Source organism: Streptomyces sp. NPDC007929 (assembly GCF_042959065.1).
In the GTDB taxonomy this organism is placed as follows: Bacteria; Actinomycetota; Actinomycetes; order Streptomycetales; family Streptomycetaceae; genus Streptomyces.
This window is the reverse complement of the sequence record NZ_JBIBKD010000008.1, coordinates 246,507-260,661: the sequence shown is the minus strand read 5'-3', so window position 1 is coordinate 260,661 and position 14,155 is coordinate 246,507. Positions and strand designations below refer to the sequence as shown.

Below are 14,155 nucleotides of genomic sequence, written 5' to 3'. Positions count from 1 at the left end.
GTTTCGTGGCAGCCCTCGCCCGCTGGTGCGTCCAGCGCCGTCTGCTCAGCGTCATGCTGTGGCTCCTCGCGTTCGCGGGTGTCGCCGCGGGCGCCGCCGTCGCCGGCACCACGTACTCGAACGACTACCAGGTCCCGGGCACCGAGTCCGGCCGCGCCACCGAGCTGCTGCACGAGGGCTTCCCGCGGCTCGGCGGCGACAGCGACACCGTCGTCTGGCACACCACCTCCGGCAGCGTCCGCGCCGCCGACGTCGAGCAGACGATGACCCGCACGTTGGACCGGATCGAGAACCTCCCCGGCGTGGCCTCGGTCACCAGCCCCTACGACGGGCCCGGCACCGGCCGCGTCAGCGCGGACGGCCGTACCGCCTACGCCTCGGTGACCTTCGACGACCGGGCCGAGGACATCGCCAAGGGCGAGGCGCAGGCCGTCGTCGACACCGCGAAGAGCGCCGAGACCGACGGGCTCCAGGTGGAGCTGGGCGGCAGCGCCGTCGCGCTCACCGAGTCCTCCGGCGGGCACCTCGCCGAGATCGTCGGCGTGATCGTCGCCGCCGTGGTGCTGTTCCTCGCGTTCGGCTCGCTCGCCGCGTCCCTGCTGCCCATCGCCACCGCCCTGGTCGGCGTCGGCACCGCCTACGCCGGGATCGTGCTGCTCGGGCACGCCATGACCGTCGCCGACTTCGCGCCCATGCTGGGCATGCTCATCGGGCTCGGCGTCGGCATCGACTACGCGCTGTTCATCGTCACCAGACACCGGCGCGGGCTGAAACGCGGGCTGTCCGTCGCCGAGGCCGCCACGAACGCCGTCGCGACCACCGGACGGGCCGTCGTGTTCGCGGGCGCGACCGTTTGCATCGCGCTGCTCGGCATGCTGATCCTGCGGCTGAGCTTCCTCAACGGCGTGGCCATAGCGGCGAGCCTGACCGTCGTCCTGACCGTCGCCGCCTCCGTCACCCTGCTGCCCGCCCTGCTGTCCTTCATCGGCATGCGCGCGCTCAGCCGCCGTGAGCGCCGCCGCCTCGCCGAGCACGGGCCCCAGCCCGAGCTGCCCACCGGTTTCGCGGCCCGCTGGTCGGCCTTCGTGGAACGCCACCCCAAGGTGCTCGGCGCGGTCGCCCTGGTCGTCATGGGCGTCCTCGCACTGCCCACCTTCTCCCTGCACCTGGGCACCTCCGACCAGGGCAACGGCCCGAAGACGGCCACCACCCGCCAGGCCTACGACCTGCTCGCCGACGGCTTCGGCCCGGGCGTGAACGGCCCGCTCACCCTCGTCACCAAGGTCGACGGAGCCGACGACAAGCTCGCCCTGGACAACCTCGACGGCACCCTGCGCGCCACCGACGGCGTTGCCGCGGTGACCCCGGTGACCTTCGACTCCGGCGGCCACACCGCCTACCTCACCGTCGTCCCGGAGTCCTCCCCGCAGTCGCAGCACACCAGCGACCTCGTCGACCGGCTGCGCGGTGAGGTGCTGCCGCGCGCCGAGTCGGGCACCTCGCTCGATGTGCAGGTGGGCGGTATGACGGCCGGCTACGACGACTTCGCCGACGTCATCGTCTCCAAGCTGCCGGTCTTCGTCGGGGTCGTGATCGGCCTGGGCTGTCTGCTGCTCCTGCTGGCCTTCCGCTCGATCGGCATCCCGCTGAAGGCCGCCGCGATGAACGTCGCCGCCGTGGCCTCCGCCTTCGGGGTGGTGGTCGCGATCTTCCAGTGGGGCTGGGGCAGCGAACTGCTCGGCCTCGGCAGCGCGGGACCCATCGAGCCCTTCCTGCCCGTGATCATGGTGTCGGTGCTCTTCGGCCTCTCCATGGACTACCAGGTCTTCCTGGTGAGCCGGATGTACGAGGAGTGGCTGGAGACCGGTGACAACCGGCGGGCCGTGCGGGTCGGCCTCGCCGAGACCAGCCGGGTGATCAACTCGGCGGCGGTCATCATGATCTCCGTCTTCCTGGCCTTCGTCCTCAGCGGCGACCGCGTGATCGCCATGTTCGGCATCGCCCTGGCCGCCGCCGTCGCCCTCGACGCCTTCGTGCTGCGCACCCTCCTCGTCCCGGCCCTCATGCACCTGCTCGGCGGCGCCAACTGGTGGCTGCCCCGCTGGCTGGACCAGCGCATGCCGCGCATCAGCATCGAGCCGCCCGAGAGCCGTGCCGCCCATGAGCGGCTGGCCGCCGCGACGGACGCCGAGGTGGCGGACGTCCTGGCGGAGGGGGAACGGCAGCGGGATGTACGCGATATCCCCGGGTGACGACGCCGAGCTGAGGCCCTTGGAGCCCCGGCACGCCGGGGAGTTCCTGGCGCACCTGGAGCGCGGGCAGGCCGGCATGACCCGCGACGGTGTGCGGCCCGAGGCGCACCCCTATGGTGGCCTACGGCACGATCTCGAAGTCTGGTCGGTGCCGGCGCCCGAGTGGCGGGCGGCACGCGCGCGTGCCGCTCACAACGATCATTAAGAGACTTCTCAGACAGCGACCCTACGGTGCGAGACATGGCTACGAACGCAGTGGACGAGACCGAGGCCACCAAGGCCACGACCGACGAGAAGGCGGTGGACACCACCGAGTCCGACGAGGCGCTCCAGAGCGAGGTCCCGGCCGAGGCCCACGACGAGCAGGACGCCGACGACACGCAGACCAAGGAGGACGCCCCCTCCGGTGTCGGACAGGGCGCCGCCGCCGTCGTCTCCGCCGCACTGGGCGTCGTCTCGCTCACCGGCAGCTGGATCGGCACCGTGGCCTCCGCGCGCCAGAACCTCGTCGGCCAGCTGGAGACCGCGCAGAACGCGGGCGTAGCCCAGCAGATCCAGGCCGTCTACGGCGACGCCTGGCAGACCACCGCCCTGTGGGGCGGCCTGTTCGCGCTGATCGCGCTGATCACCGGCGTCGTGACGCTGGCCCGGCCCGCGTTCGGCACGCCCGGCAGGATCCAGGCACCCTGGATCAAGTCCGTCGCCTGGGCGGGCGTCGCGCTCGGCGTCATCGGCCTGTTCCTGGCCGTCCTCAAGTACACCGGCATCCTGCTCGGACTGCCGTCCGCGAGCTGAGAACCCGCAGGTCCTGAGGGGTCTTAGGCACATCCGTGAGCACCTTACGGACGGCCTGAGGCCCCTTCGCCGCGTCTAAGGCCCTCCCCGGGGCCGAAGATGCGGAACTCTCCCGATGTGGCGGCCCCACCTGGGAGACGAGAGTGAGGTCAGCACGGAGAAACACTCCGTGACCGCCTCTCCTCAAGGACACACCATGTACGAGTACGAGTTCCAGCAGATGCGCACCAGCGACCTCATCCGCCGTGCCGACCACGAGCGCCTGGTCCGCGAAGCCGCCCGGGCCCGCCGCGCGGCCCGCCACACAGCCGACCAGGACTCCGCCGAGCACGAGAGCCATAGCCGCCGCTTCCGCCGGCCACGATCCACCCGGACCGCGTGAACACGGGGGCAGGACCGGTCCGGGGCCGGGTGGCCCTGGACCGGGTGAGCACCACGGCGGGTCCGGTCCCGGACCGGGTGAGCACCGGCGCGGGACCGGTCTCGGGCCGGGTGGCCCTGGACCGGGTGGGCACCGGCGCGGGGCCGGTTCTGGACCGGGGCAACACGGGGGCGGGACCGGTATCGGAGCGCGTGAGCACCGCGGCGGGGTCGGTTCCGGACCGGGTGGGCACCACCGTGGGGCCGGTCCCGGAGCGCGTGAGCACCGCGGCGGGGCCGGTTCCGGAGCGGGTGGGCACCGAGGCGGGACCGGTCGCCCGTGTCGCCGTCACCGCGGCAGCGGCCCTCGTGCTCGCGGGAACGGCGGCCGCTGCTCCGGCCGTTCGTCGGAAAACCGGTGCCGCGCTGTCGGACCCGCATGCGATGCTCGGGGCCGTGGAGACCAGGTCCGTGAGCCCCGTGTTCGTCGGCCGTGCCGAGGAACTGGGCAGGCTGCGCGACGCGCTCGTCCGCGCCCGCGAGGGCGAACCGCAGGCACTGCTCATCGGCGGGGAGGCCGGAGTCGGCAAGACCCGCCTCGTCGAGGAGTTCGCCGCCGAAGCCCGCCGCGGCGGAGCGGTGGTCGCACTCGGCGGCTGCGTGGAGATCGGCGCCGACGGCCTGCCCTTCGCCCCCTTCTCCACCGCCCTGCGCGCCCTGCGCCGCGAACTCCCCGGCGAACTGGCGGCCGCGGCCGCCGGCCAGGAGGAGGAACTGGCCCGGCTGCTGCCCGAGCTGGGCGAGTCCCGAGCCGGGCGGCACGACGAGGACGGCATGGCCCGCCTCTTCGAGCTCACCGCACGCCTGCTGGAACGCGTCGCCGCCGAGCACACCGTCGTCCTCGCCCTGGAGGACCTGCACTGGGCCGACGCCTCCACCCGCCACCTCCTCTCCTACCTCCTGCGCACCCTGCGCACCGGCCGCCTCGTCGTCCTCGCCACCTACCGCTCCGACGACATCCACCGCCGCCACCCGCTGCGGCCCCTGCTCGCCGAACTCGACCGGCTCCGCACGATCCGCCGCCTCGAACTCGCCCGCTTCACCCGCGACGAGGTGGGCCGCCAGGTCACCGGGATCCTCGCCCAGGAACCCGAACCCGACCGCGTCGACGCGATCTTCGAACGCTCCGACGGCAACGCCTTCTTCGTCGAGGAACTCGCCGTGGCCGCCCCCGAGGGCTGCCGGACCGGCCTGACCGACTCCCTGCGCGACCTGCTGCTGGTCCGCGTGGAAGGGCTGCCGGAGCCCGCCCAGCACGTCGCCCGGATCGTCGCCGAGGGCGGCTCCACCGTGGAGTACCGGCTGCTGGCCGCCGTCGCCCGGTTCGCCGAGGACGACCTCATCGAAGCGCTGCGGGCCGCCGTGAACGCCGGCATCCTCGCCCCCGCACCTGGCGGCGACGGCTACCGCTTCCGCCACTCCCTGGTCCGCGAGGCCGTCAGCGACGACCTCCTGCCCGGCGAACGCTCCCGCCTCAACCGCCGCTACGCCGAAGCCCTGGAGACCGACCCGGCCCTCGTCCCCGCCGACCAGCGGGCGACCCGCCTGGCCAGCTACTGGTACCACGCCCACGACGCCGCCAAGGCCCTGCCCGCCGTCCTCGAAGCCTCCGTCGAGGCCCGCCGCCGCCACGCCTACTCCGAGCAACTCCGCCTCCTGGAACGGGCGATGGAGCTGTGGGACACCGCCCCCGACGCGGTGCGCCGGACCCTGCGCCCCGTGGACTACGCCGAGGTCTACCCTCCCCCACTGCCTGAACGGCGTGGGGGGACCCCCAGCGGCTGCGACCCGGCCACCACCGCGCTGCGCCATCTGGACCTGCTGGCCGAGGCGGCCGTCGCCGGACGGCTCTGCGGGGAGCGGGAACGCGCCCTGAAGATCACCAAGCGGGCGCTGCGGCTGCTGGAGGACGAGCCCGACCCCCTGCGCGCCGCCTGGTTCTGGATCCAGCGCTCCCGGCTGGTGCAGCGGCTCTCCCGGGGCGACGGCTGGAAGGAGATCGCCACCGCCCAGGACCTGGTCCGCGGCCTGCCGCCGTCCGAGGTGCACGCCGAGGTCCTGGCCACCGCCGCCCACTGGTCGATGCTGCACGAACCGGGCCCGGACGCCCTGACCGCCGCAGAGCGGGCCGTCGAGTACGCGCGCATGGTCGGCGCCGACGACATCGCCTCCAACGCCCGGCTCACCCTCGGCGGGCTCATGGTCGACGCCGGGCAGATCGACGCCGGGCTCGGCCACATGTACGACGTACGGGACGAGGTGGTCGCCCGGGGTCTCGCGGCGGTCGTGGGCCGCAGCCATGTGAACCTGCCGTCCGTCCTCGAAGGCGTCGGCCGCTCGGAGGACTCCGTCGCCCTGCTGCGCGAGGGCCTGCGGCTCACGGCGAGGATGGGCCTGCGCGACGCCGAGGCCTGGATCTGGGGCAACCTCGCCGAGTCGCTCATCTCGCTGGGCCGCTGGGACGAGGCCACCGAGGCCGCTTCCAACGCCCAGCGCCGCGGCCAGACGGCGGGTCCGCACGGGTCCGGCGCCAACAGCCTGGCCTGGCTGGCGCTCGCGCGCGGGCAGGTGCCCGAGGCGGCCCGGTACCTCGCCCAGGGCCGCGCCGCCTACGGTCCGCACGACCCCATGCCGCAGCACGACCTGCCGATCTCCTGGCTCACCATCGGGCTCGCCGCCGCCGAGGGCCGCCTGGCCGACGCCCGCGCCGAACTGGCCCGCACCCTGGAATCCGGCTTCCCGCTCGGCACCCAGCGCTACGGCTGGCCGCTGCTGCTCCAGGCGGCCACCGCCGAGGCCGACGCCCGGACGCTGCCCGCCGCCCGCGACGGTCGCGAGCAGGTCCTCGACGGCATACGCGCCACCGCCAAGCACCTCACCACCCACGCACCGGTCTGGCTCGCCCACGAGAGCTGGGTGCGCGCCGAGCTCCACCGCGCCGAGGACCGGGCCACCCCGGACACCTGGTCGCAGGTGGTCACCGCCTTCGAGCCGCTGAGCCGGCCCTACGACCTCGCCCGCGTCCGGTACCGCCTGGCCGAGTCCCTGCTGACGGGTGCCGGCGAGGACGAGCGCGAGCGCGCCGCTGAACTGCTCCGCCTCGTCCACACCGTCGCAGACCACCTCGGCGCCCGGCCGCTCGCCGACGCCGCGACCGCGCTCGGCCGGCGCGCCCGCCTCCCGCTCACGCCCGCCGCGCGGACCGGCCCCGCCCCGGCCGACCCCGCCGAGGCCTTCGGCCTCACCAGCCGGGAACGGGACGTCCTGCGCCTGGTCGCCGCCGGCCACACCAACCGGCGCATCGCGCAGGAGCTGTTCATCTCGCCGAAGACCGCGAGCGTGCACGTCTCCAACATCCTGGCCAAGCTCGGCGTCTCCGGGCGGGGCGAAGCGGCGGCGGTGGCGCACCGGCTGGGGCTGTTCCCGGCCGAAATGCTCATGCCCGGTCCGGCGGGCTGAGGCATACGCTGTAAGGGACGTCGCGGACGACCTGAAGCCCGCGGCCCAGGGAGGCACCCGGTGTTCAACATGTTCGAGGAGCTGTTCTCGCCCGGGCGCAAGCACACCCGCGACGAGCAGAACCGCCTGGAACTGACCCGTGAGGACGTCGGGGACGGCGATCCCGGACGCGGGCCGATAGATCTCTCGTCCGGAAAGGTCGTCGTACGCCCGCCCGACGAGGAGCCGGAGAACCCCGGCGGCTGAGGGTCGCCGCTACGTCACCCGCAGTTCCAGGATCCGGTCGTCCCCGTCCTTCGGGCTGCCCCGGCCGTCCGTGTTGCTGGTCACCAGCCAGAGCCGGTCGCCGCCCGCGGACACCACCGTGCGCAGCCGGCCGTACTCTCCCTCCAGGAAGGCCTGCGGTGCGGCCGAGGCCTCCGTGCCGTCCAGCGGGATGCGCCACAGCCGCTTGCCGCGCAGGCCCGCCATCCAGATCGAGCCCTCGGCGTGGGCGATGCCGCTGGGGGAGGCCTCGGCCGTCGACCACTGGTCGATCGGGTTGTGGAACTCCTTGTCGCCGGACCGGCCCTCGGCCTGTGGCCAGCCGTAGTTGTCGCCCGGTTTGATCGCGTTGAGCTCGTCCCAGGTGTCCTGCCCGAACTCCGACGCGAAGAGCCGCTGCTTGCCGTCCCAGGCCAGCCCCTGCACGTTGCGGTGGCCGTAGGAGTACACCGGCGAGTCGGGGAAGGGGTTGCCCGGCGCCGGTTCGCCCTCCGGGGTCAGGCGCAGGATCTTGCCGCCCAGGGAGTCCTTGTCCTGGGACAGGCCGGTGTCGCCGCTCTCGCCCGTGCCCACGTACAGCATCTTGTCGGGGCCGAACTGAATGCGGCCGCCGTTGTGGATGAAGCCCTTGGGGATGCCCCGGTAGACCGTGTCGGGCGCGCCGAGCTGCTCGCCGGACGGCTTCCCCTCGTCGTAGATCATGCGCACGACGCGATTGTCGGAGGCCGAGGTGAAGTAGGCGTAGACCATGTGGTCCGAGGCGTAGTCGGGGGACAGGGCGATCCCGAGGAGGCCGCCCTCGCCGGCCGCCGATACCCCGGGGACCTCGCCCAGCTCGGTCTTCTTGCCGGTCTTCTCGTCGACCCGGACGATCGTCCCGTCGTCCCGGGAGGAGACGAGCAGGCCGCCGCCCGGCAGCGCGGCGAGCCCCCAGGGGGATTCCAGGCCCTCGGCGACGGTACGGACCACCTTCACCGAGCCCTTGGCGGGCGGTGCCTCCTCGGCGGACCGCCCGGGCGGCGCGGACGAGCCGGGCGCCGTACCGCCCGGGGAGGTGCTCGCCCGCTCGTCGGACGAACCCCCTGCGTCGGAGGAGCAGCCCGCCGTCAGCAGGAGCGCGGCGGCCAGCACGGCCGGGACGGCTCGACGTCGCACGATCATGGTCCCTTCGACGGGGGCGGGTCCTCTCCCTGTCATACACCGCTCGCGGCTCTGAAGTTCCCGATCACGCAACCCCGAACCGGGAACACGGGGTTTGCCCGAAACGCACCCGAGGCGGGGCTCAGTCCTCCCATGACCCCTGGGCCGGCGGCAGCCCGGCTATCTCGACGAGGTCGTCGGCGGTCAGGCGCACCGCCGTCGCGGCCGTGTTCTCCGTGACCCAGCGCTCCTGCTTCGTGCCCGGCACCGGGACCACGTGCGGGCCCTGGGCCAGCACCCACGCGAGGGCCACCTGGCCGGGCGTGACCTGGGCGCCGTGCCGGCGGGCGACGCGGCGCAGCCCGGCGACGAACGGCTGGTTCGCCGCCATCATCTCGGCCGTGAAGCGGGGGTGCCGGGCGCGCGGATCGTCCGCCTCGAAGCCGGCACCGGGCCGCAGCCTGCCGGTCAGGAAGCCGTTGCCGAGCGGCATCGCCGCGAGGAAACCGACGCCCCGCGTCCGGCACCAGGGCAGCAGGGTCTCAAGCGCCTGCGGCGACCACACCGACAGCTCCGCCTCGACCGCGCTCACCGGGAAGACCTGCTGCACCCGCTCCAACTGCCGGATCGTTCCGTCATGCGGCCGCGCCCCGGAGCGCCGCCCGGCCCGCGCCCCCACCGCGCACAGGCCCAGCGCCCGCACCTTCCCGGCCTGGACGAGCTCCGCCATCGCGCCCCAGGTCTCCTCGACCGGCACCTCGGGGTCCGCCCGGTGCAGCTGGTAGAGGTCGATGACGTCCGTCTGGAGCCGTCGCAGCGACGCGTCGCAGGCGCGTTTCACATACCCGGGGCGGCCGTTGGCGACGATGTGCTGGTCGCCGACGAGCAGCCCGACCTTCGTCGACACGAACGCGTCGGACCGTCGCTCCTTCAACACCCGCCCCAGCAGCAGCTCGTTGGTGAAGGGGCCGTACATGTCGGCCGTGTCCAGCAGGGACGCGCCCAGATCGAGCGCCCGGTGGACCGCCCTGAGCGACTCGTCGCCGCGCCGTCTCGACGCGCTGTAGGCCCAGCTCATCGGCATGCACCCGAGTCCGACGGCCCCCACCGCGAGCGCCGCCGCGCCGATCGTCCTGCGCTCCACCTGGTCGTGACCCTCCCTGTTCGAGCCACCCCAACCTAACCTCTGCCGTCGCACGCTCCTGACATAGCCTCCAGAGCATGACTGCTGACGTGTGGCTGCCCATCCCGCCGGACGAGATCGAGGGGCTCCCCGAGGGTCCGGACTACCGCTTCTGGAACGGTGCGGAGGATTTCCCCGCGGACCCGGCCGACTGCGCCTTCTACGTCGTCCCCTACATGAAGCCCAGTCCGCTGTGCGTGCGTCCCCTGGGGCGGATGAGCAACGTGCGGGTCGTGCAGACCCTCTCCGCCGGGATCGACCACGTCGAGCCGGGCCTGTCGCTGCTGCCGGCGGGCGTGCGGCTGTGCAACGCGCGCGGGGTGCACGAGGCCAGCACCGGCGAGCTCACCCTCGCCCTGATCCTCGCGTCGCTGCGCGGGATCCCCGACTTCGTCCGCGCGCAGGACCGGGGGGAGTGGCTCGGCGGGTTCCGCCCCGCGCTCGCCGACAAGAACGTCCTCATCGTGGGATACGGCTCGATCGGCGAGGCCATCGAGGACCGGCTCGTTCCGTTCGAGGTGGCGCGGGTGGCGCGCGTCGCGCGCTCCGAGCGCACCACGGCGCGCGGTCCGGTGCATCCGCTCACCGAACTCTCCGCGCTGCTGCCGGAGGCGGACGTCGTCATCCTCTCCACCCCGCTCACCGAAACCACCCGTGGCCTGGCCGGAGCCGACTTCCTGTCCCGGATGAAGGACGGCGCGCTCCTGGTCAACGTCGCCCGCGGCCCGGTCGTCGACACCAAGGCCCTGCTCGCCGAGTTGGAGACCGGCCGCATCACCGCCGCCCTCGACGTCACCGACCCGGAGCCGCTGGCGCGCGAACACCCCCTGTGGCGTGCGCCGGGGGTACTCATCAGCCCTCATGTCGGCGGACCCACCTCCGCGTTCCTTCCGCGCGCCAAGCGGCTCCTGGTGGACCAGTTGAACCGTCATGTGAACCGGGAGCCGCTCCGCAACGTGATCCTTACGACGGGTGCCTCAACCGACTGACAGAACCTTCGAGTACCGTCCGCAATCCTCCAGGTGCGGTGGGTACTCATATATCTGTTGATCGTCACGGAGCGTAGAGAACCTATGTCCCTGAGTGACGAGACTGGTGTATCGTCCCGACAGGGGCTGCGCCGGGGACCGTTCGGCGCCGGGGACGGACACTTCAGACTGTGAGGGGGGCGACAGGCGATGCACGGCCTATGGACGAGCGATCCGACGGGGCGGGGCTGCCGGCGGCGACCCGGGCGGACGGCCGCGGGCAGCCGCGGCCGGCACGCCGATCACGTCGGCCACCACACCCACCACAGCGCGCACCACACCGAGCACAGCCATCACCACCGCAGGCCCGGCGGCCGCGGAAGGCCTGACCAGCCGGCCCACCGGGACCCGCGGGACGCGACAGCGGCGCACAGCGGGAGGGCCCGGTGAGCGCGCCGCCCACCCCCACGCTGGACGGAGCCCTGCGGGCACAGCCTCCGTCCCCGGGCGCGCTGCTGCCCCGCACGCCGGCCCCCGGCCCCCGGCCGGGCCCGGCCCTCCAACTCGTCCTCGCCCTGGCCTGCGCCGGATACGCCCTCGGCGCCGCGCTCGGCTGGGGCTCACGCGAACTGGCCGTGTTCATGGGCGACTTCGGGCTGAGCGCCGCGGCCGGCACCGCCGCCGTCTCGTGCTTCCTCTACGCCCGCAGCCGCCGCACCCGCTTTCGACCCGCCTGGCTGCTCTTCGGCCTCTCCTCGACCATGGCCGCCCTGGGCAACCTGGTCTGGGGGTGGTACGAGGTGGTCCTCGGACTGCCCGTGCCCAGCCCCAGCTACGCCGACCTGTTCTTCCTCTGCTTCGCGCCCCCCGCGATCGTCGGGCTGCTCGTGCTCGCCAAGCGGCCGGTGACCAAGGCCGGCTGGGTCTGCCTGGGGCTCGACGCCTGGCTGATCGGCGGATCGCTGTTGACGCTGGCGTGGAGCCTCGCCCTCGCCCAGGCCGCGAAGTCCGAGGGGCCCGGAGTGGCGCACGCCGCGCTGTCGCTGGCGTACCCGCTGCTCGACATCGCGCTGGTCAGCATGGTGCTCGCGCTGCACTTCAGGCGGTCCGCGGTGAACCGCTCCGCGGTCAACACCGCCATCGGCGCCCTCGCGCTGACGGTGATGTGCGACGCCCTGTTCACCTCACCGCTCATGCACCACGACTACCGCTCGGGGCAACTGCTCGACGCGGGCTGGTTCGCGGGCTCGCTGCTCCTGGCGTACGCCCCGTGGGCCGCCCCCCGCGCGGAGGCCGACCGGCACACCCCCGACCGGCCCGCCGGCACCGGCCGTACGCGGGTGGTGCAGGAGCATGTGCCCGGCCGGCGCGGCGCACCCCACCACGCCTCGCCCCTGCCCGGCGCCGAGCACAGCCGGTACGCGGCCGCCCGGCCGATCGCCGGTTCCCTGGCCGCCCTCACGCCGTATCTCGCGGCCGCCGTGTGCACGCTGGGGATCCTCTACAACGTCCTCAACGGCCGCAGCGTCGACCGCGTCGTCCTGCTGACCGGGGGCACCGTGGTGCTCGCGCTCGTCGTGCGCCAGGGGATCATGCTGCTCGACAACATCACCCTCACCCAGGAACTGGCGCAGAAGGAGAACCACTTCCGCTCCCTGGTGCAGGGCTCCAGCGACGTCATCATGATCGCCGCGCCCAGCGGTGTCCTGAGGTACGTCTCTCCGGCCGCCGCCGGTGTGTACGGCCGCTCCGCGGAGGAGCTGGTGGGTACGGAACTGGCCAACCTCATCCACCCCGAGGACCTGGGCTGCGTCGTCCACGAGGTGCGCAGGTTCCTCGCAGCCAACCCCGTCGAGGAACCCACCACACGCATCGAGTGCCGCTTCCGCTCGGGCGACGGGGGCTGGCTGAACGTCGAGTCCACCGTCAACCGCCATCACGGCGGCCTCATCTTCAACAGCCGCGACGTCACCGAACGAGTGCGACTCCAGGCCCAGTTGCAGCACAACGCCGAGCACGACCCGCTCACGGACCTGCCTAACCGCGCCCTGTTCACCAAGCGCGTCCAGCACGCCCTCTCGGGCCGCCGCGCCTCCGACCGGGGCATGGCCCTGCGCAACACGGCCGTGCTGTTCATCGACCTCGACGGGTTCAAGGCCGTCAACGACACCATCGGGCACCAGGCCGGGGACGAACTGCTCATCCAGGCCGCCCGCCGCCTCCAGGACTCCGTCCGGCACGGCGACACCGCGTCCCGGCTCGGCGGCGACGAGTTCGCGGCGCTGATCGCCGGGGACAACACCCGGGACCGGGAGGCCCGGGAGCGGCACATACTGGAGCTCGCCGACCGGCTCAGGACGACCCTCTCCCAGCCCTACCTCATCGACGGCAACGATGTCCGGGTCAACGCCTCCATCGGCGTGGCCTTCGCGGAGTCCGGCCTCGGCGCGGGCGAACTGCTGCGCAACGCCGACCTGGCGATGTACCGGGCCAAGGCCGGCGGCAAGGGGCGCGTCGAGCTGTACAAGCCCCAGATGCAGCAGGACGTCGTCCGCAAGGCGGAGCTCGCCACCCGCCTGCGGGCCGCCCTGCACGACGGGGAGTTCGCCCTGCTGCACCAGCCGGTGGTGTCCCTGACCGATGGCCGGATCACATCGGTGTCCGCGCAGGCGCGCTGGCGCTCCTCGCAAGGGGTGCTCTTCACCCCGGCGGAGTTCCTGCGGGTGGCCGAGGACAGCGACAAGACCGCCGAGCTGGGCCGCTGGGTGATCGAGGAGGCCGTCGCGCAGGCCGCCGAGCGGCACTCCACCGGGCTGTCCGTGCCGGTCGTCGTGCGGATGAGCGCCCGCAGGCTGCTGGACCGCTCCATGCCGCTCGGCACGATCGAGGCGCTGCTCACCCGGCACGGGCTGCCGCCCGGGGCGCTGATCATCGAGCTGTCGGACGCCGACCCCAGGGTCTCGCTGGAGGAGCTGGAGCGGCGCCTGGGCGCCCTTCGGCGGGTCGGCGTACGGATCGCGCTCGACGGGTTCGGCAGCGGCTACGCGGCGATCACGGCCCTCAGGCGCTTGCCCGTCGACGTACTGAAGCTCGACCGCGGTCTGGTCGAGGGCGTCGTCGAGTCCGCCCGCCTGCACAAGATCACCAGCGGGCTGCTGCGCATCGCGGGGGACCTCGGGCTGAAGTCCGTGGCCGAGGGGGTGGACCTGCCCGAGCAGATCGTCGCCCTGCGCGCCATGGGCTGCACGCACGGGCAGGGCATGGCCTTCTCCGGGCCGCTCGACGAGTACCGGCTGCGCCGGGCGCTCGCCGCCGGCCACTATCCGGTGCCCAACGGACCGGCCGAACCGGCGCTGGTGGGCGGCTCCCCGCGGGTGTACAGCTCGGGTGTGTCCGCCGTCATCGGAGGCGGGACGGCCCTGCGCTCACATAATGAGACTCCCGTCCCACCCACTTGACAGTGGGTGCGTGCCGGGGGGAGGGTCAGTGCCATGCGCACCCGAATTCTCGTACTTGGAAAGCGCGTCGGCTGACGCTGAGCCTCGACCGCTCAGCGAACCCACCCGGCGCGCTCCCCTCGCTTGCCTTATGGCACGAGGGGTTTTTTGTTGCACAGGCACCCTTCGTGCAGCAGCCGAAGACCGTACAAACCTCGCAAAAACCCTCAGCATCTG

The 14,155-nt window shown here is 73.1% G+C and carries 9 protein-coding genes and 1 pseudogene; 8 read left to right on the top strand and 2 right to left on the bottom strand.

Annotation, left to right across the window (positions count from 1 at the left end; all coding sequences use genetic code 11):
* The first annotated feature begins 5 nt into the window (after positions 1-5).
* The 6 genes and pseudogenes from ACFZDE_RS27260 to ACFZDE_RS27235 all read left to right on the top strand — a co-directional run bounded on the left by ACFZDE_RS27260 (position 6) and on the right by ACFZDE_RS27235 (position 7,172).
* Positions 6-2,252: an MMPL family transporter gene (locus tag ACFZDE_RS27260; protein WP_391204119.1), complete on the top strand. Its 2,247-nt coding sequence runs from the start codon at positions 6-8 to the stop codon at positions 2,250-2,252.
* A 73-nt stretch (positions 2,253-2,325) separates the two neighbouring features.
* Positions 2,326-2,457 (top strand): annotated as a pseudogene (locus ACFZDE_RS27255) (RimJ/RimL family protein N-acetyltransferase); the annotation flags it as partial.
* A gap of 35 nt (positions 2,458-2,492) precedes the next feature.
* Entirely contained in the window at positions 2,493-3,047 is a 555-nt protein-coding gene (locus ACFZDE_RS27250) for a hypothetical protein (protein WP_391004073.1), read from the top strand.
* A 196-nt stretch (positions 3,048-3,243) separates the two neighbouring features.
* Positions 3,244-3,429: a hypothetical protein gene (locus ACFZDE_RS27245; protein ID WP_391004071.1), complete on the top strand. Its 186-nt coding sequence runs from the start codon at positions 3,244-3,246 to the stop codon at positions 3,427-3,429.
* Positions 3,430-3,851: 422 nt separating this feature from the next.
* Positions 3,852-6,926, top strand: a complete 3,075-nt coding sequence (locus ACFZDE_RS27240; protein ID WP_391204454.1) for an AAA family ATPase — start codon at positions 3,852-3,854, stop codon at positions 6,924-6,926.
* 60 nt (positions 6,927-6,986) lie between these two features.
* On the top strand, positions 6,987-7,172 hold the full coding sequence (locus ACFZDE_RS27235; protein ID WP_391204116.1) for a DUF6191 domain-containing protein: 186 nt from the start codon (positions 6,987-6,989) through the stop codon (positions 7,170-7,172).
* Positions 7,173-7,181: 9 nt separating this feature from the next.
* On the opposite strand, the gene ACFZDE_RS27230 is transcribed toward ACFZDE_RS27235, so the two are convergent.
* The gene (locus ACFZDE_RS27230; protein ID WP_391204113.1) at positions 7,182-8,351 is read right to left on the bottom strand and encodes a PQQ-dependent sugar dehydrogenase; all 1,170 of its coding nucleotides are present in this window, start codon (positions 8,349-8,351) and stop codon (positions 7,182-7,184) included.
* A 121-nt stretch (positions 8,352-8,472) separates the two neighbouring features.
* Positions 8,473-9,474, bottom strand: a complete 1,002-nt coding sequence (locus tag ACFZDE_RS27225; RefSeq protein WP_391004062.1) for an aldo/keto reductase — start codon at positions 9,472-9,474, stop codon at positions 8,473-8,475.
* A 77-nt stretch (positions 9,475-9,551) separates the two neighbouring features.
* Between ACFZDE_RS27225 and ACFZDE_RS27220 the strand changes: the two genes are divergently transcribed.
* Both ACFZDE_RS27220 and ACFZDE_RS27215 read left to right on the top strand, forming a co-directional pair.
* The gene (locus tag ACFZDE_RS27220; RefSeq protein ID WP_391204110.1) at positions 9,552-10,502 is read left to right on the top strand and encodes an NAD(P)-dependent oxidoreductase; all 951 of its coding nucleotides are present in this window, start codon (positions 9,552-9,554) and stop codon (positions 10,500-10,502) included.
* Between the two features lie 425 nt (positions 10,503-10,927).
* A complete protein-coding gene (locus tag ACFZDE_RS27215) occupies positions 10,928-13,939 on the top strand; it encodes an EAL domain-containing protein (protein ID WP_391204107.1) in 3,012 nt (1,003 codons plus the stop codon).
* Positions 13,940-14,155: the final 216 nt, after the last annotated feature.

Excerpts from the sequence above, each read along its gene's own strand:
- ACFZDE_RS27245 (WP_391004071.1), top strand. The coding sequence starts at position 3,244 with ATGTACGAGTACGAGTTCCAGCAGATGCGCACCAGCGACCTCATCCGC.
- ACFZDE_RS27240 (WP_391204454.1), top strand. The coding sequence starts at position 3,852 with ATGCTCGGGGCCGTGGAGACCAGGTCCGTGAGCCCCGTGTTCGTCGGC.
- ACFZDE_RS27220 (WP_391204110.1), top strand. The coding sequence starts at position 9,552 with ATGACTGCTGACGTGTGGCTGCCCATCCCGCCGGACGAGATCGAGGGG.
- ACFZDE_RS27230 (WP_391204113.1), bottom strand. The coding sequence starts at position 8,351 with ATGATCGTGCGACGTCGAGCCGTCCCGGCCGTGCTGGCCGCCGCGCTC.
- ACFZDE_RS27250 (WP_391004073.1), top strand. The coding sequence starts at position 2,493 with ATGGCTACGAACGCAGTGGACGAGACCGAGGCCACCAAGGCCACGACC.